Origin of the sequence: Paenibacillus sp. HW567 (genome assembly GCF_000374185.1) — a bacterium.
GTDB lineage: Bacteria > Bacillota > Bacilli > Paenibacillales > Paenibacillaceae > Paenibacillus_AQ.
In genome coordinates this window covers 2,763,698-2,788,164 of record NZ_KB910518.1, presented here as the reverse complement: position 1 = coordinate 2,788,164, position 24,467 = coordinate 2,763,698, and the positions used below count along the sequence as shown (strand labels likewise).

17 protein-coding genes are annotated in these 24,467 nt (G+C 53.8%); 16 read left to right on the top strand and 1 reads right to left on the bottom strand.

Annotation, left to right across the window (positions count from 1 at the left end):
• Positions 1 to 46: 46 nt before the first annotated feature.
• The 15 genes from B212_RS0112625 to B212_RS0112555 all read left to right on the top strand — a co-directional run bounded on the left by B212_RS0112625 (position 47) and on the right by B212_RS0112555 (position 21,834).
• The gene (locus tag B212_RS0112625) at positions 47 to 1,240 is read left to right on the top strand and encodes a metallophosphoesterase (RefSeq protein WP_019911160.1); all 1,194 of its coding nucleotides are present in this window, start codon (positions 47 to 49) and stop codon (positions 1,238 to 1,240) included.
• Between the two features lie 277 nt (positions 1,241 to 1,517).
• Entirely contained in the window at positions 1,518 to 2,009 is a 492-nt protein-coding gene (locus B212_RS0112620) for a MarR family winged helix-turn-helix transcriptional regulator (protein ID WP_019911159.1), read from the top strand.
• Positions 2,010 to 2,224: 215 nt separating this feature from the next.
• On the top strand, positions 2,225 to 3,043 hold the full coding sequence (locus B212_RS0112615) for an SDR family oxidoreductase (RefSeq protein ID WP_019911158.1): 819 nt from the start codon (positions 2,225 to 2,227) through the stop codon (positions 3,041 to 3,043).
• Between the two features lie 78 nt (positions 3,044 to 3,121).
• Positions 3,122 to 3,799: a response regulator transcription factor gene (locus B212_RS0112610; protein WP_036669309.1), complete on the top strand. Its 678-nt coding sequence runs from the start codon at positions 3,122 to 3,124 to the stop codon at positions 3,797 to 3,799.
• Positions 3,796 to 5,172, top strand: coding sequence for a sensor histidine kinase (locus tag B212_RS0112605; protein ID WP_019911156.1), 1,377 nt, complete (start codon positions 3,796 to 3,798; stop codon positions 5,170 to 5,172). The genes B212_RS0112610 and B212_RS0112605 overlap by 4 nt, the downstream gene beginning before the upstream one ends.
• Positions 5,173 to 5,241: 69 nt before the next feature.
• Entirely contained in the window at positions 5,242 to 6,360 is a 1,119-nt protein-coding gene (locus B212_RS0112600; RefSeq protein ID WP_019911155.1) for an ABC transporter permease, read from the top strand.
• Entirely contained in the window at positions 6,357 to 7,034 is a 678-nt protein-coding gene (locus B212_RS0112595; RefSeq protein WP_019911154.1) for an ABC transporter ATP-binding protein, read from the top strand. Before B212_RS0112600 ends, B212_RS0112595 begins: the two co-directional genes overlap by 4 nt.
• Positions 7,035 to 7,318: 284 nt before the next feature.
• Positions 7,319 to 9,577 (top strand): WD40/YVTN/BNR-like repeat-containing protein, encoded by a 2,259-nt coding sequence (locus B212_RS0112590; protein ID WP_019911153.1) that lies wholly within the window; start codon positions 7,319 to 7,321, stop codon positions 9,575 to 9,577.
• 164 nt (positions 9,578 to 9,741) lie between these two features.
• Positions 9,742 to 12,744 (top strand): glycosyl hydrolase, encoded by a 3,003-nt coding sequence (locus B212_RS33145; RefSeq protein WP_019911152.1) that lies wholly within the window; start codon positions 9,742 to 9,744, stop codon positions 12,742 to 12,744.
• A 249-nt stretch (positions 12,745 to 12,993) separates the two neighbouring features.
• On the top strand, positions 12,994 to 13,857 hold the full coding sequence (locus B212_RS0112580) for an ABC transporter permease subunit (protein ID WP_019911151.1): 864 nt from the start codon (positions 12,994 to 12,996) through the stop codon (positions 13,855 to 13,857).
• Positions 13,858 to 13,906: 49 nt separating this feature from the next.
• The gene (locus tag B212_RS0112575) at positions 13,907 to 14,812 is read left to right on the top strand and encodes a carbohydrate ABC transporter permease (protein WP_019911150.1); all 906 of its coding nucleotides are present in this window, start codon (positions 13,907 to 13,909) and stop codon (positions 14,810 to 14,812) included.
• A 135-nt stretch (positions 14,813 to 14,947) separates the two neighbouring features.
• Entirely contained in the window at positions 14,948 to 16,549 is a 1,602-nt protein-coding gene (locus B212_RS0112570) for an extracellular solute-binding protein (protein WP_051128286.1), read from the top strand.
• A gap of 121 nt (positions 16,550 to 16,670) precedes the next feature.
• Positions 16,671 to 18,236, top strand: a complete 1,566-nt coding sequence (locus B212_RS0112565; protein WP_019911148.1) for a response regulator — start codon at positions 16,671 to 16,673, stop codon at positions 18,234 to 18,236.
• A 1-nt stretch (position 18,237) separates the two neighbouring features.
• Positions 18,238 to 19,962 carry a cache domain-containing sensor histidine kinase gene (locus B212_RS0112560; protein ID WP_019911147.1) on the top strand — a complete coding sequence of 575 codons (1,725 nt, stop codon included), beginning with the start codon at positions 18,238 to 18,240 and terminating at the stop codon, positions 19,960 to 19,962.
• 57 nt (positions 19,963 to 20,019) lie between these two features.
• Complete coding sequence (locus B212_RS0112555; RefSeq protein WP_019911146.1) at positions 20,020 to 21,834, top strand: glycoside hydrolase family 36 protein; 1,815 nt, start codon at positions 20,020 to 20,022, stop codon at positions 21,832 to 21,834.
• Between the two features lie 436 nt (positions 21,835 to 22,270).
• Here the strand turns inward: B212_RS0112555 and B212_RS0112550 are convergent, their stop codons facing one another.
• Positions 22,271 to 23,158 carry a LysR family transcriptional regulator gene (locus tag B212_RS0112550; protein WP_019911145.1) on the bottom strand — a complete coding sequence of 296 codons (888 nt, stop codon included), beginning with the start codon at positions 23,156 to 23,158 and terminating at the stop codon, positions 22,271 to 22,273.
• Between the two features lie 197 nt (positions 23,159 to 23,355).
• On the opposite strand from B212_RS0112550, the gene B212_RS0112545 reads away from it, so the two are divergent.
• Positions 23,356 to 24,435, top strand: coding sequence for a YeiH family protein (locus B212_RS0112545; RefSeq protein WP_019911144.1), 1,080 nt, complete (start codon positions 23,356 to 23,358; stop codon positions 24,433 to 24,435).
• Positions 24,436 to 24,467 lie beyond the last annotated feature (32 nt).

Sequence of the window (24,467 nt, the reverse complement as noted above, 5' to 3'; positions counted from 1 at the left end):
TTGAGGTAGAACGAATAGATAAACTGTGGGCTAAAGGAGTGGAATCATGAAAATATTGCGTATGCTCGCTTCGGGTCTGGTCATGCTGCTTGTGCTGGGACTTGTGAATGTCTACATTGGCTTCCATCTTTGGGTTTTGCTTGATTACTCGCTGCCGGGTATTTCGGCCGCGGTGTATTGGCCTGTTTTTCTGCTCGTTGCTTTTGCCTACATGATCGGGATGGTTCCCTGGCCGCGGGCGGTGAAGCCTGTAGGCAGATTGTTCAAGGTTGTCGGCTCCTATTATCTGGCTTGCATGGAGTTTGCCGTTATTATGCTGCCGCTTACTGATCTGCTGTATGGGGTGCTGGGGCTGATGGGCGTTGAACGCTCTGCCTTTATCGCTGAGGCTGGAGCAACGCTGGTGGTCCTGCTTGCCGTCTTCCTGATTTGGGGCTCACGCAATGCCTGGAGCACAGTCGTGCGCAAGCATCCGCTGCAGATCGGCAAGTCCATTGGAACGAGCGCTCCGCTTACCGTTGCTGTCGCTTCCGATCTGCATCTGGGCAACATTGTCGGCAACCGCCATCTGCGCAAAATGGTTGCGGAAATCAACCGGATGCAGCCGGATATCATCCTGCTCGCCGGGGATGTGCTGGATGACAGCATTGAGCCGTTTATCCGCAACCGGATGAGTGAGCAGATCAAGCAGCTCAAGGCGCGTTACGGTGTATATGCGGTGCTGGGCAATCATGAATATTACGGCGGCTCTATCGCTGAATACACGGAACTCATGAACAGTATCGGCATCAAAGTGCTGCAGGATGAGGTAGTGGAAACGGCAGGTCTTTATATTGTTGGCCGGAAAGACAAAACTGCGGAGTCCATGGAGGCCGGAGGACGGAAAAGCGTAGCATCCTTGCTGGAGGGACTTGATCTCTCGCGTCCTGTCATTATGATGGACCATCAGCCAACCGGATTTGACCTGGCAGCCAAGGCAGGGGTAGATGTTCTGCTCTCCGGTCACACGCACCGCGGGCAAATTGCCCCCAATCACTGGATTACGAAACGGCTGTTTGAGCTGGACTGGGGTTACTTGCGCAAGGATAACATGCATGTAGTCGTCTCCTCCGGTTATGGGACCTGGGGACCTCCGATCCGTCTGGCCAGCCGCTCCGAGCTGATCAAGCTGGAGATTATGCTGGAAGGCAGCAAGCAATATGGAGAGGAGTCCATTCACGGCAACCCTGTCCTGGTTTGACAGGCAGGCATCCGTTCGGCCTTTTTATCTTCTAAATAAGTGGCGTAGGGGAAGATTGGATACTTACGGAGCGAGAGCGTCCGCCTGAGAGCTTTCCGTAGGAAAGCTGGCCGTATCAATAGGCTGTCTGCGGATTTCCACCGCGAAGAGCGGTTTAAATCATGAAATCTGCAGGCGGCAGCGGCTGTCCAAACATTCCTTTGACATTCGCCGCGGGATAAGTTACCTTTATTTCAATATAGTTAAGCTATTAACTAAATGGAGAGGAACAATATCAATGGACAGAATGCAAGAAGACAGCATGGGAAATGAAAAAACAGAGATAGACGATTTGCAGCAGCTTGTGCTGGACCTGCCCGCGCCTAATGAGGCATTTTTTGCTCTGGTGGAGACGACGGCGAATCTGGTGGCGGTATCCGAGAAATACTGGCAGTCGCAAGGGCTGAACGGTGCAAGAATCCGTGTGCTGGTGGAGATTGCCCGGCAAGGCGGAGCCATTCTTCCTTCGGTGCTAGCCGGACGGATTGGGGTTACCAAGGCGAATATCAGCCTGTTGCTGACGCCGCTGGAGAGGGATGGATTCATTAGCAGGGCCGAGCATGTCCAAGACGGGAGGAAGACGATTATTTCACTTACTGAAGCAGGACGCACTCTACTGACTCAGCAGCTTCCCGGGAACCGCATTGCCATTGCGGAGAAGATGAACCGGCTGGACGCAGAGGAGTTAAGACAACTGATGTCGCTGCTGAGCAAGCTGAACAGACAGTAATTTGTGTAGTAAGGCAAGCTGCAATGATTGGTAAGCTGCAAAGTGATCCCGGCAATGACAAAGATTGTCCGAACATTCAGGTGGATGCTTTAGCTTACGGTTGAGAAATTCGTTGCAGCTACAATCTGAAACAATCCCGATGCAAATGCTCAGCAGTACCTCTGAAATGATAGTTAATAGCTTAACTAAATTAACATTGAAGGTGGGAACGAAATATGACAATCCTGATTACCGGAGCCACAGGCCAGCTTGGACAATTGATTATAGAACAGCTTGTGCAGCAGGTTCCGCCAGAGCAGATCATTGCCGGTATGCGCCAGCTTGACAAGGGGAAGGCGTTTAAGGAACGGGGAATCGGGCTTCGCCGCGTAGATTATGATGTGCCTGAGTCGCTGGAGGAAGCTTTTGCGGGGGTATCCAGGCTGCTGCTGATTTCCAGCCCGCATACGGATGATGCTGTCCGGATCACGCAGCACACTAACGTAGTGGAAGCAGCTAAGAAAGCAGGAGTTGCGCATATCCTTTATACCGGCTTTGCTTTTCCGCAGCATGGCAATAAGGCAGCGGGTAATGTACACGCGCAGACGGAACAGGCGATCCTCGATTCAGGGCTTAGTTATACTTTTGTGCGGAATGCGCTGTACATTGATTTCGTGGGTGTGCTCGGGTTGAACGAGGCGATAAGCAGCGGTGTGCTCCGGGCGTTACCCGGAGATTGGCGGTTCAATGCCGTTACCCGCAGCGATCTTGCGCTGGCAACCGCACAAATACTTGCCGGAAGCGGGCATGAGGGGCAGATTTATGAGCTGGCTGCACCGAAGACATGGACCTTTACCGAATTGGCACAGGCGCTTGCAGAGCTTGCCGGTAAACCGGTGGTTCATGTGGAGGATTCCGCAGCTCAGCACTGGATATACAATTTTGTGAGCAGCATTGATACGGTGTCTGTCTCAGAGGATTTGCAGCGTTTGATGGGACGCCCTGTAACTGCGCTTAAGATGAGCATATTGCCTTTTGTTAATCCCCGGAATTAGCAGCCTTGGTTGTCTAATCGGGCCAATGTTGCTACGATGAGGACAGCTATGCAGGGATTTATCGGGGAGTGTGAAGGAATGAAGAAGATATTGGTAGCCGATGATGATGTGAATATCCGCACGCTGCTGCGGCATGTGTTAACCAGGGATGGTTATTTGGCTGTAGAAGCCGCCGACGGGCGGGAAGCGATAGAGCTGATGAAGGGAAGCACTGTCGATCTTGCGGTGGTGGATGTGATGATGCCGCATATTGACGGGCTGGAGCTGTGTCAGCACATTCGGGAAACGTATGATATTCCGGTTATTTTGCTTACCGCCCGCCAGCAGCTCAGCGATAAGGAGCAGGGATATTTGCGCGGGACGGATGATTATGTGACCAAGCCCTTTGAGCCGGAGGAGCTGCTGTTCCGCATCAAGGCGCTGTTCCGACGGTATTCGGTGGCTGCAAGCGACAAGATCCGCCTCAATTCACTGGTGATTGACCGTAAGAATTATGAGATCAGCAGCGGTGAGGAGGTGCTTTTGCTGCCGGTGAAGGAATTTGAGCTGCTGTCACAGCTTGCACAGTATCCGGGGCGTCTATTCTCGCGCAGTGAGCTGATTGAGCTGGTGTGGGGAGCGGATTACGAGGGTGACGAGCGGACGGTGGATGTACATATCAAACGCCTGCGTGACCGGTTCAGCGATTACGGCAATGATTTTACCATCCGCACTGTACGGGGCATCGGCTACAAAGTCGAGCTGGTAAACCTATGAAATCCCTCTATGTAAGAATGAGTATATTGTTCTGCTCGGTGATTGTGATCAGCAGCCTGCTGGGCTTTCTCGTATCCAACGCCTATTATCAGGCTGCAGTCAAACCGCAGAACGACGCCAAGCTGACCGAAATGACCACCGGGGTGCAGCAGTTTATCGGGGACCACCCGGATACGGCAGAGGAATATCTGCAAAGCACCGCCTCCCTGGGCTACAAAATATATCTCTCGAATGATCAGGGCGATGAACGGTTCTATGGCTTGCCTTTCCGCAAAAATGATCTGGAAGAGGGAGTGCTGCAAAAGGTACTGGCCGGCGGCATCTATCATGGCGTAGCGGACTTTCCAAGCAAGGCGTTTATTACCGGATTCTTCGATAATCAGCTTAGCAACACAATAGGGGTGCCCATACGTATGAACGGCCAGACCTATGCGCTGTTTATGCGTCCGGATGCGGAGGTGCAGTTCGGCGAGCTGCGGATCTTTTTTGCGGTGCTGATTGCTTTTACAATTCTGTTCAGTCTGATCTTCGTTCTGATTACTGTCCTTCATGTGGTGAAACCGATCACCCGGCTGACCGAAGCGACGAAGAAAATCTCCAAGGGCAGGTACGATATTAAGCTCTATACCGCGCGGCGGGATGAAATCGGCCAATTGGCCTCCCACTTTATGATCATGAGCCGGGAGCTGGAGCGGACGAACCGGGCGCGGCAGGAATTTGTCGCCAACGTCTCGCATGAAATCGAATCGCCGCTGACCTCTATTCAGGGCTTTGCCCACGCGCTTAAGGACGGCACGCTGCCGGACCCGCAGAGAGTGGAGTACCTGTCCATCATTGAGGAGGAGAGCCGCAGACTATCCATGCTGAGCAAGCAACTGCTCACCTTGTCGTCGCTCGATTATGATGAGAATGCGCTGGACAAGAAGCGTTTTGACCTCCGTGCGCAGTTGCGCCAGGTTGTGCAGATTATGGAGTGGAGGCTGACGGAGAAGGAGCTTGCTGTACGGCTGCATGTGGCGGATATCACGCTTGAAGGCGACTCGAATCTGCTCTATCAGGTGTGGATGAATCTTTTGTCCAATGCGGTAAAATATACCCCTGCTGGCGGTTCCATTGCCATAGCGGCGCGTGTCTCGGATCAAAGCTGCATTGTTACAGTAGCAGATACGGGCGAGGGAATTCCGGCGGATCAACTGCCGATGATTTTTGACCGGTTCTACAAAGTAGACAAGGCGCGAACCCGCGACAGCAACAGCACCGGCCTGGGGCTTGCGATAGCCCGTAAAATCATCGAGGTGCATGGAGGCACCATCGAAGCAGCGAGCACACCGGGGACCGGGACAACCTTTACGGTGACACTGCCGTTCTTGTAATTTATTATTCATACTGCGTTCATTTTCACCTTCTAAACTGTGGTCATACAGAGCAGAAGGAGTGGTTACATGTTTTTGGCGATAAGGGAGATGAGGCACTCCAAAGCACGCTACAGCCTCATAATGGTCATTATGCTGCTGGTCTCGTTTCTGGTCCTGTTCGTGACCGGACTGGCCAGGGGCCTTGCCTATGCCAATATTTCAGCCGTGGAAAATATGCCCGCGAACTATTTTGCCGTGCAAAGCGACGCTGATCATACGTTCAGACGTTCCCAATTAAGTGATACCGAGCTTGCCGCCGCCCGTTCGATTGCCGGGGACAAGCATGCAACACCGCTGGCGGTGCAGATGAGCACGATTACGGCGGACGGTGCCGATGTGAAGGCGGACATTACTTATTTTGCCGTGGATATGGACGGTATGCTGGCTCCAAAGGTGGTAGAGGGTGCTGGCATTACCAATGAGATTACCGGCAGCGCGGTTGTGGATTCGAAGCTCAAGGAGTCGGGAATCAGCATCGGCAGCTTGGTGAAGGATCAAGCTACCGGGCTGACCTTTAAGGTAGCCGGTTTTGTGAAAGACAGCTCCTACAGCCATACTCCTGTCGTGTACATCAACAATCTGGACTGGCAGGCGATGAGACAGGGTACAGGACAGGGCGGCAGCAGCGCCCAGACGGTTCCTTTTAATGTAATTGCGCTCAAGGCTACTTCCGGCCAGGCCACACAGATCACAAGCAAGCTGGACAATGTGGAGGTCATTACGCAAAAGCAGGCGATCGCCAGCATCCCCGGTTATTCCGCGGAACAGAATTCTCTCTTGATGATGATCGTGTTCCTGTTCGTAATCGCCGGGTTCGTGCTTGCGGTATTCTTCTATGTGATCACGATCCAGAAGTCCAGCCAGTTCGGCATCCTGAAGGCAATGGGGACGAAAATGTCCTATTTGGCCTGGAGTGTCGTCGGTCAGGTGCTGATCCTCTCCGTTGCCAGTCTGGCGGTCAGCCTGCTGCTGACCTATGGAATGAATATGGGGCTGCCGGATTCGATGCCGTTTCAGTTGGAAGGCCGGACGATTGTGCTGACCAGTGTGCTGTTTGTGGGTATGTCCCTGTTAGGCTCGCTAATTTCCGTAGCCAGAGTAGCTAAAGTAGACGCCTTGGAAGCGATAGGGAGGACTGGAGCATGAGCGCCAAACTGATGATGAAGCAAGTGACACATACCTATGGTGACGGGGATGGGGCAATGACCATTCTTAAGTCTCTTGACCTTACCGTAAAGGAAGGTGAATTTGTTGCTGTACTGGGGCCTTCAGGCTCCGGTAAAAGCACCTTTCTCTCCGCCGCAGGAGCGCTGCTGACTCCGACCAGCGGGGAAATCTACATCGACGGCGAGCCGCTGGGCAATAAGGATAAAGGCGCTTTGACTGAACTGCGGCTGCAAAAAATCGGCTTTATGTTCCAAAGCGCACAGCTTCTTCCGTATCTGAAAGTAGAGGAGCAATTACTGTACGTAGCCAGATTGGCGAAGCTTGGTACCAGAGAAGCAAAGGAGCGTTCAGCCTATCTATTGAAGCGGCTGGGCATTTGGGAGCGGCGCAACCATTATCCCGAGAAGCTCTCCGGCGGCGAGAAGCAGCGGGTGGCGATTGCCAGAGCGTGGATGAACAAGCCGGCGGTTCTGTTCGCGGATGAGCCGACAGCCAGCCTCGATTACAGCCGCGGCAAAGAGGTTGTGCGCATGATCGCAGACGAGGTGAAGAACGAAGGCAAAGCGGCTGTTATGGTGACCCACGACGAGCGGATGCTGGAATGGTGCGACCGGGTGCTGCATTTGCAGGACGGCGTACTGGTAGAACAGTAGGCGGCGGGTTGCCCGAACCTGGGAATATTTTCTGACATTCGGGACACGATAGTTCAATATAACAGCGGTAGTCTGGGACGTTATTATTTCGTTCTTGGCTACCGCTGTTTCGCATGTGCGTCTGTTCAGGGCAAACGCTCAAGCTCCGGTGAATTGAACTGCCTGAACTGGCAAGCTATTCAACCTTCTTTGCTTGGCGGCAGAATTCGTTGCTCACAGGGATGCACGGTTCTGCTGCTTGAAGGTAAGCTTATAGAGAGTGATAACGGGAGGAGTGAATCGTCATGCTTAACGGTTACAATACGGTGCATGCCTGGTCCCCGGCTTCGCTGGGCGGTGGCGGTTATATTACGGGACTGATTCAGCATCCGTCTCGAAGCGGAGTGTTATATGCCCGCTGTGATGTGGCGGGGATCTTCTGCAGCTCTGACGGGGGCTTTAGCTGGGCAACCCGGAACGGGGGGCTGACCCATGCATATCACCACCAGGTCCAGAGCTTTGCCATTAGCCCGCATAACCCGGAGGTGCTGTTCCGCTGCTCCGGGGAGGTGAGAAGCCGTAAATTCTACGGCTCAGTACACAAATCCGCCGATGGCGGGCATAGCTGGCGGGAAGTCTGCACGGGTATGGGCTTCTATGGCAACGGGCCGACAAGGATGTACGGCGAGGTCATCGCCGCAGATCCTTGCGACCAGCGGATTGTAGCCGCCGGGGGTTATACTGGCGGCTTATGGATAAGCCGGGATGAAGGGGAGACCTGGAAGCAGACGCCGCTGCCGGAGGAGCGGTTCGGCTGTGTTGTTTTCCATCCCGGCATTCCCGGAGTGCTGTATGCAGGAACAATAAGCGATGACGATTTGAACATGGACTATGCCGAGGTGGGAGAAGAAGGCGTGCTTGGACTGCTTCAGGATCACCCCAGGGGCAAAAGAGGCAGATTGTATGCCAGCAGCGATCACGGCGAATCTTGGATGCTGCTGCATGAAGGCCCCAGCTTTGCCGAGCTGTCGTTTGACTGCCGGAATCCGCAGCGCCTAATGGCCGCCTGCATCTGGAAGGGTATCCGCAGCAGCGAGGATGGCGGGCGGACCTGGCAGCCCGCCATGACCGGACTGCTCCCGGGTGAACAGAGATACGGCACCATCATCCGGGACCTCCATCAGCCGCAGAGATGCTACACCGCCCCGGATTTGCGGCCGCAGATGCGGGATGTTCCGCCGGTTCCGCTGTATGTATCCGGTGACGGCGGCGAACAATGGGAGCTGCTTCAGCAGCATAAGGATGAGGATTTGAGCGGTTTTCCTGCGTACATGGACCATTTCGGTGGAGGGTCGCGGGCTTTCGCAACGGGTTGGGCCATCTCCAAAATCATTGTAGACCGTTTCACGGAAGATCGCCTCTATCTGACCAATTGGTACGGAGTAGCCGTTAGTGAGGATGGCGGCAGGACGTGGCAGGCAGGGCATTTCCGGGGGCTGGAAACCACTTGCATGGAGGCTGTAATCGCGGCTCCCCAGCAGCCGGGCAAGTTCTGTGTCACGATGGCGGACCACCCGCCCAAGGTAACAGAGGATGGAGGGCGAAGCTTCCGCGATCTGCCGGGACTGCCCGATTATTCGGGCAGCACAGCCATTGTTATCGCGAGAGATGACCATCGGCGCTATCTGTACGGGCTCGTTGGCCGGGGCCGGACAGCATGTATTGCCGCCAGCAATGACGATGGGAAAAGCGCCAGCGAAGTGCTGACCTTGGGCCGGGGACTGTTCGTTCAGGCTTTGCGGGAAGACGGCGTGCGCTCCGGCATCTTCTATGCCTATATTGACGGGCCAGTCGCATCAGGTGCCGGAATCTACCGTTCCGTGGATGGAGGAGCGTCCTGGCGGCAAACGGCATTCCGTCCGCCTACTTATATAGTGGAACTGCCGCATCAGAAGCGCTGGATTGAATCCGAGCTGCTGTCCGTAGTCGTCTATCAGGTCAAGAATGCTTGCGGAGCCAATCAATTGCTGGCGGCAAGCCCCTTCGGGGAAGGCCGGATTCTGGCGGGCGAATGGACCGAGGGCATCTGGCAATCTCCTGATGGTGGAGATACCTGGGAATCCATCGGCGAAGGACTTCCGTTCCAGCAAAGCGGTCCCGCTTCTGTATTGAATGCTGTGGCTTACTCCCTCAATCGTCCCGGTAAACTATATGCCGGCTTTATATCGGAAGGCTTATGGTGCAGCAGCGATGACGGCCAGAGCTGGAGCAAGCTGTACCCGGCTGCTGAAGGAGAAATTTTCAATGTTTCGGCATTATCCGTGGGTACCGGGGAACATGGCGAAGATCTGCTGATCCTTGCCAGTGAGCCGATGGTGGTGAACGGGACGGACTCACAGGTGGTGAGCAGCCGGGATGGCGGCGTCCACTGGGAGGCATGGAATCAGACAACACTCGGCGCGGTCCGCTGGAAAGGAATAACTCTCGATAGCGGGGGCAAAGGACTGCTTGGTGTATCTTGCGGGAACGGGGCTTTTCATTCCACGATCATAGACAAAGCATAGACAAAAACACAAATCTTTCATAAAAGCAGGACATCATTGCTGCAGCACACTTTTCGTTGCTGCTGTACCTTGTTGATTATTATAGTAAACGCTTACATTGGAGGTGCCGGACGATGTTATCATCGTAATTCCACCGGCTAAATCCCAATGGAGGCCTGATAAAAATGGTTCCACGAACGGGTAAGCAATGGTTCCAGGGTTGGCTCGCTGCAGTACTGTTGATCGCATCGCTTGTTGTGCCGCCAGCCGTGTCCAGGGCGGCTGGCGAGAATCTGCTCAGCAATCCCGGTTTTGAAGCCGGGGATACGGGGTGGGAGAAGTGGGGCAGTCCGGTGGTCACTGCCACCGAGAAGCATGGGGGAGCAAAAAGCCTCCAGGTTAAACGGAATACTGGAGGCGCATCAGCCTCAGTAGCCGTGCAGGAAGGTAAAACCTATCGTGTCGGATTGTGGGTCAAATTCGCCGGGACCGGCGTCACGAATGCTGTCATAGATATGGATGCTTTTGGCCCTACACAGACGAAGGAGCAGCTTCACTTCTCGGGTTCTACCGCCTGGGAGTACCGGCAACTGCTCTACACGCCGGGTCCCGGTGTGCAGTATGTCCGGCTCTCCTTCTGGAACAGCACCAGCAAGGATTATTACATTGATGATGCTGTGATCCGGGAGAATGTGGATATTGAACGTCCTAGCACTCCGGGGAAATGGCAGACCGTGCATGAACCGGACTCGCTGAAGCTAGTCTGGGCAGAGTCCACGGATGACATGGGTGTCGAAGCCTACCAGTTGTCCTACAAAAGGGCGGATGCCCCGGATTGGAGTACAGTAGCAATTCCTCAGCAGGCGAACGTTACAGAGTACACCTATACTTTGAACAACCTCGATCCGTTCTCTGTGTATGCCATTATGCTGCGGGCGAAGGATACCGCCGGTAATTCCTCAGATGCTGTCATGGAGCTGGAAGCTACCCCGGGAGCGAATCTAATTCTGAACGGAGATTTCGAAACCGGAGTCGTGGCTCCATCGCTGAGCACAGGGACGGTGCAGACCACAACCTATGATCCTTATTCGGGGCAATATGCGGTGCAACTGCAGAACCATTCTGCGCTGACAACAGCCGAGATACCCGCTCAAGGCGATACTTCCTATCTCGTCTCGTATTGGAGCAGATTCAATACCAGTACACCGGGTACCTTCACGGTAACCCTCGACGTTTATGGGGGAGGCTCTACCGCTTCAAATCCGCTCTATACTAACCGTACAGCGGCATGGTCGCGTTCGGAGCAGCAGATTCAGACGGTAACTGATGCGGTATACCTGAAGCTTCATGCAGGTAATTCAAGCGGCGGAGATATGTTCATGGATCAACTGTTTATCGGGGAAATGCCTGAGCTGCCGGCAGATCTTTCGCCGGGTGTGCCAACGGGGTTTGCGGTGGGCGCTGTGGATGGTGTATCTGCACAATTGGCATGGGTCGCTTCAACAGGACCTTTTGGCGTAAAAGCGTATAAGCTGCTATATAAAAAAACCTCCGCAGCCGAATGGAGCAGCCTGACGGTTCCACATGTTCCGGGCCAGTCGCAATACGCCTACAAGCTGGAGGGCCTGTCACCTCAAAGTCTATACGATATAGCGGTACAGGCCGTCAGTGAAGGAACTGCTGTCTCTGCTGCAAGTTCGCTTCAGGTAACAACCGGGACCATGTCTCCGGTTAATCCAAATGCGTCGGCAGAAGCGGCAGCTCTGCTGGACCGCCTGTATGCCACAGTGGGGAGTGCCGTCTATACGGGCCAGCATAATTATTACGAGCATCCTGCGCAGTGGTATGAGACGGCAGCAGAGCTGACCGGATATTATCCGGCATTATGGGGTTCGGATTTCGCCTACTATACAGGCGGGGATATGAGCACAATGCGGCAGGCCATGATTGATGAAGCGATAGCGAAAGGCCAAGCGGGCACGATGGTGACGCTGACGTATCACCAAATCCGGCCGATGGACCCGAATACCTCCGGCTGGGAGAGTGTCACGGGGGATGTGACGGAGGCGCAGATGACGGATATTGTGACCCCGGGTACAGCGCTGTACAATCAGTGGGCCGCTCAGGTGGACGAGGTTGCCGGATACCTGGAACAGCTTAAGGACGAGGGAATTCCAGTACTATGGCGGCCTTATCATGAGATGAATGCTGAATTTTTCTGGTGGGGTGCGCGGCCGGAGCTGTTCAAGCAGATGTGGAGGAATATGTACGACCGCTTCACCTATCTCCATGGGCTGGATAATCTGATCTGGGTATGGAATCCGAATGCGGAAAGCTCCTGGGCGTATGATTCGGCCCCGTATTATCCCGGCCATGAGTATGTGGATGTGCTGGCTATGGATATCTACAACAACGATTACCGCGACACGTATTATAACAAGCTTGTGCAGCTCAGCGGCGGGCGGCCCATAGCCATTGGGGAGAATGGGGAGCTGCCGGATATGCAGATGCTGCGGGAGAAGCAGCCGCGTTATGTGTATTTCATGACATGGGCAGAGTATTTGACGGATAAAAACTCAATCAGCAGCATTCAGGCATTATACAGTGATCCGCGTGCGCTGAGTAACGGCGAGACAGGCAACGGCCCCTTCATTCCTCCGCCAGTGGACAGCTATAGCATTGATGATTTTGAAGCATACGGCGGTTCGGATGGAAGCCTGCGCTCCAAATGGCAGCGCAATGTCTCCGGGAATGCCGCGACGGTAACTCTGGACACGTACCATCTGAACAGCGGCACTTACGGGCTGAAGCTGGATTATACCGTCGGCAATCCCGGCTATGCCGGAGTCTACCGCAGCATGGGCAAGGAATGGCCGGGCATGGAGGCCATATCGTTCTGGCTGCAGCCGGATGGCTCGAACCGGCAGCTTGCGGTTCAATTTCATGAGACGAACGGCGAGGTATGGGAAGCCAGCATCAAGATTGAAGGGACAACGCCAGTGCTTGTGACCATTCCCTTCACTGGTTTTGCCCGCCCCGGCTGGTCTACCGGCGGCAATGGGGTTATAGATCTGGGCTCCATTAAGGAATTCGCCTTCTATGTGGCGCAGGGCAGCGGGTCCCTGGGCAGCGGAACGCTGTATATCGACGATGTGAAGGCCATCAAGCTTACGGTTTCGGGGGAGTAGACCGGTTGTTGTTTTCCGGGTGCCGTGGTACCCGGCTTAACAGACGCAATACACGCTTCATTGCTGGACCACATTTTTCGTTGACCACGGTACTAGTGGCTCCTTCCCGATCTGCATAAGATGAAGATGTAGAGCAAAGAAACAGGAAGGATGACAGACGTGGAAATCCAACGAAAGCTCATCACTCGGGCGAAAGGAAAACAGGCCACCGGGTGGTCCAGGTGGATCAGGCAATGGGATATTCAGCTAATGGTCGTGCCGGCGCTGCTGTTCGTCTTTGTGTTCAGCTACTTGCCGATGTACGGGGTGCTGATGGCGTTTCAGGATTATCAGTTGTTTGGCGGTTTCTTGCACAGTCCCTGGGTCGGGCTGAAGCACTTTGAGGCATTCTTCAATTCGCCGGACTTCTGGACGGTCATGCGCAACACGATTGTCATCAGTCTGCTGAAGCTGTGCATTGGTTTTCCGGCTCCGATTCTGCTGGCGCTGCTGCTCAATGAAGTGCGGCATATACTGTTCAAAAGGATTATCCAGACGGTCAGCTATTTACCGCATTTTCTCTCGTGGGTGATCGTGGGCGGATTCGTCGGCTCCATGCTTTCGACTGATAATGGAAGCGTTAACATGCTGCTGATGAGCCTGCATCTCACGACTGAGCCGATCAGCTTCCTGTCGGTGCCGGAATACTTTTGGGGTATCCTTGTTGGAACGGGTGTTTGGAAAGAGATGGGCTTCGCAGCTATTGTCTATCTGGCAGCCATTGCCGGCATTGACCCGCATCTCTATGAAGCCGCTTCCATTGATGGAGCAGGGCGCTTTAAGCAGATTCAGCTAATCACGCTGCCCTGCATCCGGCCGGTCATTAACATCTTCATGATTCTGGCCGTGGGCAATATTCTGAATGCCGGCTTTGAGGATATTCTCATTCTGGCAACCAATCCGATTCTGCGGGATGTGTCCGATGTCATCGACACCTATGTCTACCGGATGGGGATTCTGAACAACCGGTTCTCCTACGCAGCGGCAGCGGGATTATTCAAGGCAGTTGTCAGTATCGGCCTGTTAGCTCTGGCTAACAAGGCAGCGAGAAAAATGGGCTCAAGCCTATGGTAAGCAAACAGACAGCTACTCTAATTGTGACAGGGGAAGCGGGGAACAGGTTATGTTGAGGCTGTCTTCGGGAGACAAAATACTGCACGCATGTATCTATACATTTCTGCTGCTGCTGGGCTTCATCACCCTGTACCCCTTTTGGAATTCCCTGGTGATTTCCTTCAATGTCGGCTCCGATACCGCACTTGGAGGGATCACGTTCTGGCCGCGCAGTCTAACGCTGGATAATTATGAGGTGGTGTTCCGGGACAGCCGGATCGGCCACGCCTTCCTGATCTCTATCCTGCGCACCATTGTGGGGACTACGCTGTCGGTGATGTTTACGGCTATTTTGGCATATGGCTTATCCCGGCAGGAGTTGATGGGACGCAAATTTTACATGGTGTTCTGCATCATTACGATGTATTTCAGCGGCGGGCTGATTCCAAGCTTCCTGCTGCTGCGCGAGCTGGGCATGCTGGATACGTTCTGGGTGCTTGTTATTCCCGGATTAGTCAGTGTGTATAACATGATCATCTTCCGGACTTTCTTTGTGGGGCTGCCGGCAGGTCTGGTCGAATCGGCGCGGATTGACGGCTGCAACCACATTGGGGTGCTGCTGCGCATCATTTTACCGATCTCCGGGCCTGTCGTGGCTACCTTGTCACTGTTTACGGCTGTCGGCCATTGGAATGATTGGTTCTCAGCCAGCATTTATATTAACAACCCCGATCTGATTCCCATCCAGACCCTGCTCAAGCAAATCCTCAACTCCAATATCGTAACAGATCAGCTACAGCAGGCAATAGGGAGCAATGCGGCGGCTCAGGACCGGCTGGCGCTGGTGCAATCGGTAACGAGCAAATCGCTGATTATGGCCACTACAATGGTAGCCACGCTGCCGATTATTATGGTCTATCCGTTTCTGCAGAAGTATTTTGTAAAAGGTGTGCTGATTGGTTCGCTCAAGGAGTAGGAGGAACCCTGAAGCAAGAGGCTTATAAAGGCCTGAAAGCAGGCCGCACCAAGTGAACATTAGAGAGGGGTTACTCATTTGAAGTCTACTAAACGTTTTTCACTGCTGACGGGTGTGCTGTGCACGGTGCTGCTGATGGCCGGTTGCGGGGGAGGAAATAATGCTGCGGCTCCAACCGCGAAACCTGCCAAGGAACCTGCCGCTACGGAGACTGCTGCTGCCAGTGCAACTGCAGATGCCGCATCACCAGCTATTGGAAGTACTGTGAAGCCGGTCGCCTTCACTTATTATAGCAATTACGATTGGGATACCACGGAAGAGTGGGGCAGGGATTCCACGACAAGCTGGATCGCAGACACCCTGAAGGTTACAATGACGCCGGTTCAATCCAGTGGCGCTGCGGAGACCAAATTCAGCACAATGATTGCCTCAGGCAGTCTGCCGGATCTCATTATGATGGACCGGGGAGCCAATGTGGAGCGCCTGCGGCAGCCCGGCCTGCTGGTTCCCCTGGATGATTATCTGGACCGTTACCCCAATTTGAAAAAAAATGCCGGAGACGCAACGCTGAACATGCTCCGCTCCGAGGACGGCAAGCTGTACCAGTTCCCGAACTGGTACACGTCAAGCCCGAACGGCAACGGCGGCTGGATCATTAACCGGAAGATTTATAAGGAGCTGGGGTCGCCGAAGCTGGAAACCTTCGATGAGCTTTATGCCTACCTGAAGCTGGTGAAGGGGAAATACAGCGATGTGGTTCCGCTTGAGGTCGGGGCCAAGGGCCGGGGAATAGATACGATGTACGGCGGTTTTGCCGAGAATAAGCCTTATCTGCCCAAAGCCAATCCGGTTGGCAATACGCTGCAATCTATTTTTGAGGATCAGGTGTTCACCCAGAATATGCAGTTCGCCAGCAAGCTGTTCCGCGAGAAGCTGATTACCCAGGACCTGTTCACGCAGACCGGCGACCAGATCACCGAGAAGCTCAAAACAGGCCGGGTGGCCGTCTACGTGGACGGAGATGTCGTGAACCCGGGCCGGGGGGCTGACAGTGCGCTGCGCGCAGCCGATCCCGAATCAGGCTACGACATCATCTGGCCGATTCATAAGGCTGGTCTTGATGCCGGCAAGATTACGCCGAACAATTACAACTCATTGGGCTGGAATGTGCTTGTAATCACGAAAAACGCGAAGGACCCGGAAGCTATATTCTCCTATCTGGATTGGGTTACAAGTGATCAAGGCCAGCGTATTCTGAATTTCGGACGCCAGGGTCTGTACTGGGATAAAACCGATGCGGACGGCGTGCCGATCCTGAATGAACAAGGGCTGAATACGCCGCAGAGTGACAAGGACAAAGAAAGAATCGGCCGCTTCAACTGGGTGGGCAATACCACTTTCATTGACCATACCAAAGCCAAGATGGATGCGCAGCTCCCGCCGGACAAACAAAACTGGACGACACTGGCCCAGCAGAAGGTCACCTGGAAGACTTCCAAGAACTTTACGGAGTTCGTAAATCTGGACCCGCTCCCTGACTCTGAGGAGGGAACCATTGCAACGGCTGTGAACGATATTTACCAGGAGGTCTTTGCCAAAGCACTGTATGCAAAAAGTGATGAGGAGGTCAGCAGCCTCTTGAGCAAAGCCAATGAGGATGCGAAACGCGCAGGATATGAGAAGCTGCTCAAATTCCAGACGGAAAAATGGCAAAACAACCTCAGCAAGATGAAATAAAGCTAGAGCGGGGTCTATGTGTGGGGTATACTGTAGCCAAGTGTACCCCCATTTTACTATAAAATGTAATTTTGATGGCGAATTCGAGCGGCTGAAGTCTGAGTTCGAAGGATGGGATAGGATGTACAAGGTGCTGCTGGTAGACGATGAGCTGCTGGATCTGGAGGGTCTCGAGCGATTCATGGACTGGGACGGTCTCGGCATGGAGGTGTGCGCAGCCGCGAGCAGCGGCTTTGAAGCGCTGAAGGTGCTGGAAGCCCAGGCTGTGGATATTATTGTCACGGATATCAGAATGCCGATTATGTCAGGGATGGAGCTTGCCCGGAGAGCTCTTGAGCTGCACCCGAAGCTGAAAATTATTTTTGTGAGCGGCTATGAGGACTTCCAGTATGCCAAGCAGGCGATTTCCATGAACGCCTCCGGCTATGTTCTGAAGCCAATGGACGATGAGGATATGCGGCGGACGCTGGTAGAGGTGCGGGAGACCCTGGACCGGGAAGGGGAGCACTCGCATTTGCAGCGCTGCTTCTCGGAATCGGAGCCGCTTGTCAAAAGAGAGCTGTTCCTCCAGCTTCTGGATGGGATGCCGGATGAGGCAAGAGTGCTGTCGCTGCTGAAGCGGGTCGGCATTACCTGGCGGACAACCCGGCTGTACACAGCGCTGCTGGAGCCGGATGATTTGTCCTGGAAGCTGAATGGCTACGGAGATGGGGCCAAGGCGGAGATGGAGAACCGGCTGGAGACAGCCGTCGAGCTTTTTTGCGCCGAGGAACGGATTCAGGCCTGTAGAACGGAGCGGTTCCACTATGCGCTGATTCTGGAGGAGAATGTGGACAGCGGACGGCTGCGCAGACTGATTGAACAGGCGGTAAGCGGAATGCCGCTCACGGTGACCATCGGGGTTGGACCTGCTGTGACGGGTCTCAGGGAGCTGCCGGACTCTTTTGAGAAGGCGAAACATGCGCTTGGACTGAAGCTGTTCCTGGGCAAAGGCAAGCTTATTCTCCACTCCGACGCCAGAGGGCCGATCTCAGCCAAAGCCAAGGATCTGGACAGCATCCTCCAGGCCTTATTTGCAGCTATGTCCTCTTACCGGCTGGTGGATGTGGACGACTGTAATGAAGAGCTGTTCGTGTGGGTAGGAAATATGGAGACCAAGCTTGAGATATATCAGTTGTTTCTGCACATTGTCTCCAAGCTGGACGCTTATCTGCATACGATCAATGAGGATTTCTATGCGCTGCTGGGACTGGAAAAGAAGCACCTGAGCATTCTCTATCATCTGGAGACGATTGAGGATATGAAATCCTGGCTCCGCCGCCGGATGTTCGAGCTATCCGAGCGGCTTCAGCGCAAGCGGCAGGGCAAGAAACGCAAGCTTGTCGCTGAGATTGAGAAGTACATCGAGGAGCGTCTGGAGCATAATGTCATGCTGCGGGATGCGGCGAACCATTTTTCCTTTTCACCCAATCATCTGGGACAGATTTTCTATGAAGAGACCGGGGTTTATTTCTCGGACTATGTCAGTCTGCGGCGGCTGGAGCGGGTCAAGCAATTGCTTGGCGATCCTAAGCTGAAGGTCTATGAAGCAGCCAACCGGGTAGGGTACAAGAACCTTTCCCATTTCAGCAAGCAGTTCAAGGAGTATTACGGCGTCAGCCCGGGCGACTACAGGAGACATTTGTAAGATGCGGCGCATATTGAACATTCCTTTCGGATACAAGCTGATTCTGCCCTACGTGCTGTGTCTGCTGGTTGCTGTACTGACGGTAGGACTGTTCGCCTATGCGCATTCCGTAAGCTCTCTCAAAGAGAAAACACGGGAGAATATTCAAGGCACACTGCGGCAAATGCGCGACAATATCCGTTACCGCACCGATGATATCGAACGGATTTCAAATATGCTGTACTACAACTACAGTCTGCAAAATGCATTGCGGCGCTATGATCAAGGCTGGTACAGCTATGAGACGATGACGAAAACTCTGATGCCGACGCTTGAAAATCTGCTCAATTATACAGCCAGCAATATTGGTCTTTCGCTGTATCTCAGGAACGACAGCTTTCCGGAAATTTTCTATAAAGATGAGGAGCAGAATCCGCTGCTCTCGACCAAACGGTATGAGATCTATCATCTACAGAGGATTGAGGATGTCGATTGGTACCGTATGCTGTGGGTTACGGGAACCCTGCCGGGTCTCAGCCGGTGGCAGCAGGTTGCGCAGGATAAGGAGGATGGAAATATTTCGCTGCTGCAGAAGCTCGATGATGTCCAGCGGGGACAGGAGATCGGGCTCGTCCGGGTGACCGTGCAGATTCGCGATCTGCTGGATTCCGTAGATTACCGCAAAATCGGGGAGTACAGCACGCTCTTAATACTCGACCAAGGCGGGAGAGTCGTTCTGGCGTCATCGCCGGATGGTGAAGCAGGACATATTGATACCGCAAAGCTGGCTGCGGGCCGGCTGCTGCTAAGTGAGCCGCTGCATGGACTCGGGTGGCAATTGCAAGCCTATATCCCGAACAGCCTGTTCGATGAGAGCGCTAATGAAGTTCGCCGGATGACTCTGCTCGTCAGTCTGGGGAGTGCCTTCGTGCTCGCTTGCCTGGGAATTGGGGTGTCCGGTTATTTCTCGCGGCGGATTCAGAAAATCGTGGACTCGCTGAATGCTTTTCACGACGGGGACTTTCACCAGAGAATCCGCTTCAAAGGCAATGATGAGCTGGCGCAAATCGCCACCGCCTTTAACCGGATGGGCAGCAATATGGAAGATTTGATTCATAAAAGCTATGTCGCCGATCTCCAGAAAAAAGAAGCGGAGCTGGAATCGCTGCAAGCGCAGATCAACCCCCATTTCCTCTACAATACCCTCTCCTCCATCAACCGCCTGGCCCAATTCGGAGATATAGAGAAGCTGCATATTCTTGTGCAGGAGCTGGCCAAATTTTACCGCCTCTCCTTGAACCGGGGAGAAATCTTAACTACCGTCGGCAAAGAAATCGAACATGCCAAAGCCTATATTGCCATTCAGTGCATCAAGTATAGCGACCGGCTGGCGGTCTATTATGATATTGACTCCGGGGTGCTGGAGTATACGACGGTCAAGCTGATTTTGCAGCCGATGATTGAAAATGCGCTGGAGCATGCCTGGTTCGGGGCTACGCTGGGCATCCGACTGGTGGTGAAGAAGCGGGAGAACGAGATAGTGTTCAAAATCATTGATAACGGCGTAGGCATGAACGCGGACACTATCCGGCAGATTCTTGCTCCGGAAGGCCCCCGGATCGGATACGGCATCCGCAACGTCGATTCCCGGATCAAGCTGCACGGCGGCAATGGCTTTGGGGTAACGATTGCCAGCCGTTCCGGCATAGGCACCTGTATACAGATCATTATTCCCTGCCGGATGTAGCGGGCCTGAATTCATAGGCAGGCAGAAGCATCCGCAGTAAAGGAGCCAAGGACCCGATTGAAGACCTTAATTACCGATTGCTGTGAAATCAGATTGGAAGGTCAAACAGGCAGCTTTGAAGCTTCACTTTGTGCAGTTAATAACAATGGGGAAAATGGCGTTCACTATGTGCGCCTTGACCTGCAAGCGCTGGCTCCGGCAGCTCCTCCCAGGTTTTCACTGAGCTGGAGCTATGCAGCGGTGGACGTCCAGGGCTTGTGGCACCCGGCGGTGGAGCGCAGCCGTGGGCTGATTCCCGATTGGTGGCAAGGCTTCTCCTCCAGAGCCACTTCCGCCGCTCCGGTCGTAGGCCTGTACGGTAACCGGGCCAACAATGTGTTGACCTTTGCCTGCTCCGATGTTTTGCAGCCCCTGGAGCTGCATGCGGGCCTTCATGAAGAAACGGCCAGCTTTCATTGTTCGGTTACGTTTTTTGCCGAGCCAAGCCCTCCGGTGGCGCATTATACGGCTATTTTGCGGCTGGATTCCCGCAGTATTCCTTACTATGAAGCGCTGGAAGGGATGGGTGATTGGTGGGCGGGGCTTGCAGGCTGTGAGCCATCCCCGGTGCCGGAAGCAGCCAGAGAGCCGATGTACTCGACCTGGTATAGCTTTCATCAGCAGCTTGAGCCGGAAGCGGTGGAGGCTGAGTGCAGATTAGCGGCGGAGCTGGGCTGCAAGGCAGTGATTGTGGATGATGGCTGGCAGACCTCGGATGAGGCCAGGGGTTATGCGTATTGCGGGGACTGGAGAAACAGCCCTGATAAAATACCGGATATGAAAGCCCATGTTGCCAGGGTCCACGGGCTTGGGATGAAGTACTTGCTGTGGTACGCAGTTCCGTTCATCGGCAAGCATAGCGAAGCATGGCAGCGTTTTGAGGATAAATTGCTGTATTACAGCGGGGAGTTTGGCGCGGGGGTTGCAGATCCGCGGTTTTCTGAGGTGCGTGAGTATTTGACGGCTCTATATGAGCGGGCTTTGCTGGATTGGGATCTGGATGGCTTTAAGCTTGATTTCGTAGACAGCTTTTATATTCCTAGAGGGACATCTGCGCTGAACGGCGGGGGGCGGGACACGGATTCCGTACCGGAAGCGGTGGATTTGCTGCTCAGCGGAATCATTTCCCGTCTGCGGCGGCTGAAGCCGGATATTCTGATCGAATTCCGCCAGAATTACACCGGTCCGCTGATGCGCAAATACGGCAATATGTTCCGGGCCGGCGATTGCCCGAACGATGCCCTGCAGAACCGGATCAAGACAATGGATATCCGGCTGATCTGCGGTGCAACGGCGGCCCATTCCGACATGCTGATGTGGAATCCCGGGGAGACTGCGGCAAACGCCGCCCTGCAGTTCATTAACGTGCTGTTCTCCGTTCCGCAAGTTTCTGTCCGGCTGGGGAATCTGCCACAGGCGCATTTTACAATGCTGTCCTTCTGGTTGTCCTTCTGGCGCGAGCACCGTGATGTGCTGCTGGACGGCCGCCTTGAGCCGCATCACCCTGAGCTGCTGTATCCTCTGGTCATCGCCCGCACGCCGCAGAAGTGGGTATTGGCAGCCTATCAGGATGCTGTGGTTCCCTTAACAGGGGATTTGCCGGAGCTCGTTCTTATAGTGAACGGCACGCTGCTCACCCGTCTGGTGCTGGAGCTGGACCGTGACCCGGGAGAGCTGGAGCTGCGCATCTGCGATTGCCAGGGGGCTGTAAGCGCGGAGTATACGGCGGCGTGGAGAAGTGGAGTATACGCCCTCGACGTGCCCCCGGCAGGTGTAATTGCGATTCGACCTGTGCGGGGGAGTGGGGTACCTGGGGAAATAGTTGGAGAGTGAGCAACGGTGAAGTGGACGGAAACGGCTGGTTCACATGAGGTACTGTGTGCTTAATTCAAGTGGGAGATGCATTCTATTCTGAAATAACCATGTCCGAACAGAGTACATGGTTATGAAAGCCTCGAATTTGGCGAATCCAAATTGAGTGCTTACTGTGAAATTTCATCGTCTGAAGTGCCGCGAAATTTGCGGCAATGTCTGCTGCACTTTTTACAGCAGATGCCCCCTATATCCATCGAAAAACAGAATGTATTGTACTCTGTGCAGCAGAATCCAGTGGATAAGGTGCTTTTGCCCTGAAATTGAGAGGTCTACTGTACGAAATACAGCAGAATCCCATTTGTCGCGAAATAATGAGCATTCTATTGCAGAAAGTGCAATCACTCAAGGAAATCCCTTATAAATAATGTGATTGAGGGAATGCGGTGTTGTCCGCCTACGTCTTCTGCAGCTCAAGCAGCTTCTGCACGAACATACTAACCGCCATACCTGCCGGATTGTCCTTGTGCCGGATAATCAGGAACTCCCGTTCAAGGAGTCTCCGCCGTAGCCGCAGCTCGCTGATTTCACCGCTGGCCAGTTCCTTGCGCACAATCCATCTGGACACCATGCCCAGTCCCAGACCGGCAGAGACCGCTTCCTTAACACCTTGACTGCTGTTGAACACATAGGTACGTTTGACGGAAAGGCCCGACGCCTCCAAAAAATGATCACTGAAGGCACGGGTGCCGGAGCCATGCTCCCGCAGCACCCATGTCTGATCCTGGAGCATAGCACTCTCGACCAAGATGTTGTTCGCAAGGGGATGCCCGGCAGGAGCGATAACGATCATTTCGTCCTTCATGTAGGGAATGATCGTCAGGTCTGTATCTTCGGTCTCCCCTTCAATAAAGCCGACATCCAGTATATTCGCTCTTACAGACGCAATGATTTCCTCGGTATTTCCAATCGTTACCTGAAGATTGACTTGCGGATATTGCTTGGCAAATTCAGCAAGTCTAACAGGCAGAATGTACTCTCCGATGGTGAAGCTGGCCCCGATATGGAGGTTTCCCGTGACTTCGTGCTGGAGCAGCCTAATCTCTCTGTCCGCCTCTTCATAATGGGAGAGAATCTGCTTGGCATGTCGATAGAGAATTGTTCCGGCTTCTGTCATGCGCACCTGTTTGGGGGAGCGGTGCAGCAGCTTCGTTCCCAATTCATTCTCCAAATTGCGGATATGCAGACTGACCCCCGGCTGTGACAGGTTCAGCAGCTCGCCGGCTTTGGAGAAATGGCTTTGCTCCACCACCGTTACAAACACCCTCAATGCATCGACAATCATAACAATACCTCATTTTTCTGCGAGTTTTCAGGCTTGTTCCCTATTGTAGTTCCTACTGTAACACACATGATCCCGTTAATCATAAGTATTTGTAATGATACAAATAGCAAAGGCATATTTCACTTCCCCGTCCGGCGCTCTTATAGTGAAGCTATGGAGAGTTAGCCGCCACGTGCGGCAGACGGAGGGGATAGTGAATGAATCACGTACACAAGCTGTATCACAGTACATTTAGACATGGAGGGTTTATCCAGGGAATCGCGGTTACGCTTGTGATTGCTGTTGCGGCCAAATTTTTAGCCCTGCTGCCGTTCTTAAGCATTATGGGACAACTGGTGCTGGCGATTCTGCTGGGCATGGCGGTGAGAGCAGTGATTGCTGTGCCGCAGAAGGCGATGGCAGGTATCCAGTTCTCGGGTAAAAGCTTGCTGCGCGCCGGGATCATTCTGCTCGGGATGCGTCTGAACCTGTATGACATAACAGCGGCAGGTCCCAAGGTATTCGCCATTGCCGCAATCAATATTATTTTCACCTTGTTCACTGTCTATGGATTGGCGAAATGGCTGAAGATAGATAGAAGGCTCAGCCTGCTGACCGCCTGCGGAACAGCAATTTGCGGTGCGGCAGCGGTAGCGGCGATTGCCCCGCAAATCAAGGCGACGGACAATGAGACGGTTGTGGGTGCAGCAACGGTGGCGATTCTAGGCACGATTTTTACGCTGATCTATACAGTGATTTATCCGTTTCTGGGTCTTAGCCCGGCTGGCTACGGCATCTTTGCGGGAGGTACACTTCATGAAGTGGCTCACGTGATTGCTGCGGCTGCGCCAGCCGGAAAAGCTGCTGCTGATTTGGCAGTGATAGTGAAGCTGACCCGCGTGGCGCTGCTTGTTCCCGTAGCAATTCTATTAGGAAGCTGGGAAAGATACCGGGAGCGCAGACAGGGGCGCCGAAGTGCAGATAAGGCTGTGGAAGAAAGCGGCAGGAAGGGCGGAAAACGGGTCGAGTGGAGCAAGCTTCCGGTTCCCTGGTTCATTTTGGGGTTTCTTTTGATGAGCGGCATTAACACATTGGGCATCCTCCCGGCGGATATCACTGCGGATATGATCGTACTCGCTTATTTATTACTCGGCATGGCAATGGCGGGAATGGGGCTTGGCGTGGATATGAGAACCTTTGGCAGAATGGGTAAAAGGCCATTTTTTGCCGGGCTTATCGGTTCAGTGCTGCTATCCTTGCTGGGATTTATGCTGGTGCATGTATTGGGCTTGGCGTAAGAACTGAGCCAAAGGCGGCAATTCATCAAATG

Bases quoted from the DNA above. Each gene is read 5' to 3' on its own strand.
- B212_RS0112625 (WP_019911160.1), top strand. From the start codon at position 47: ATGAAAATATTGCGTATGCTCGCTTCGGGTCTGGTCATGCTGCTTGTG.
- B212_RS0112620 (WP_019911159.1), top strand. From the start codon at position 1,518: ATGGACAGAATGCAAGAAGACAGCATGGGAAATGAAAAAACAGAGATA.
- B212_RS0112615 (WP_019911158.1), top strand. From the start codon at position 2,225: ATGACAATCCTGATTACCGGAGCCACAGGCCAGCTTGGACAATTGATT.
- B212_RS0112610 (WP_036669309.1), top strand. From the start codon at position 3,122: ATGAAGAAGATATTGGTAGCCGATGATGATGTGAATATCCGCACGCTG.
- B212_RS0112605 (WP_019911156.1), top strand. From the start codon at position 3,796: ATGAAATCCCTCTATGTAAGAATGAGTATATTGTTCTGCTCGGTGATT.
- B212_RS0112600 (WP_019911155.1), top strand. From the start codon at position 5,242: ATGTTTTTGGCGATAAGGGAGATGAGGCACTCCAAAGCACGCTACAGC.
- B212_RS0112595 (WP_019911154.1), top strand. From the start codon at position 6,357: ATGAGCGCCAAACTGATGATGAAGCAAGTGACACATACCTATGGTGAC.
- B212_RS0112590 (WP_019911153.1), top strand. From the start codon at position 7,319: ATGCTTAACGGTTACAATACGGTGCATGCCTGGTCCCCGGCTTCGCTG.
- B212_RS33145 (WP_019911152.1), top strand. From the start codon at position 9,742: ATGGTTCCACGAACGGGTAAGCAATGGTTCCAGGGTTGGCTCGCTGCA.
- B212_RS0112580 (WP_019911151.1), top strand. From the start codon at position 12,994: ATGGTCGTGCCGGCGCTGCTGTTCGTCTTTGTGTTCAGCTACTTGCCG.
- B212_RS0112575 (WP_019911150.1), top strand. From the start codon at position 13,907: ATGTTGAGGCTGTCTTCGGGAGACAAAATACTGCACGCATGTATCTAT.
- B212_RS0112570 (WP_051128286.1), top strand. From the start codon at position 14,948: ATGGCCGGTTGCGGGGGAGGAAATAATGCTGCGGCTCCAACCGCGAAA.
- B212_RS0112565 (WP_019911148.1), top strand. From the start codon at position 16,671: ATGTACAAGGTGCTGCTGGTAGACGATGAGCTGCTGGATCTGGAGGGT.
- B212_RS0112560 (WP_019911147.1), top strand. From the start codon at position 18,238: ATGCGGCGCATATTGAACATTCCTTTCGGATACAAGCTGATTCTGCCC.
- B212_RS0112550 (WP_019911145.1), bottom strand. From the start codon at position 23,158: ATGATTGTCGATGCATTGAGGGTGTTTGTAACGGTGGTGGAGCAAAGC.
- B212_RS0112545 (WP_019911144.1), top strand. From the start codon at position 23,356: ATGAATCACGTACACAAGCTGTATCACAGTACATTTAGACATGGAGGG.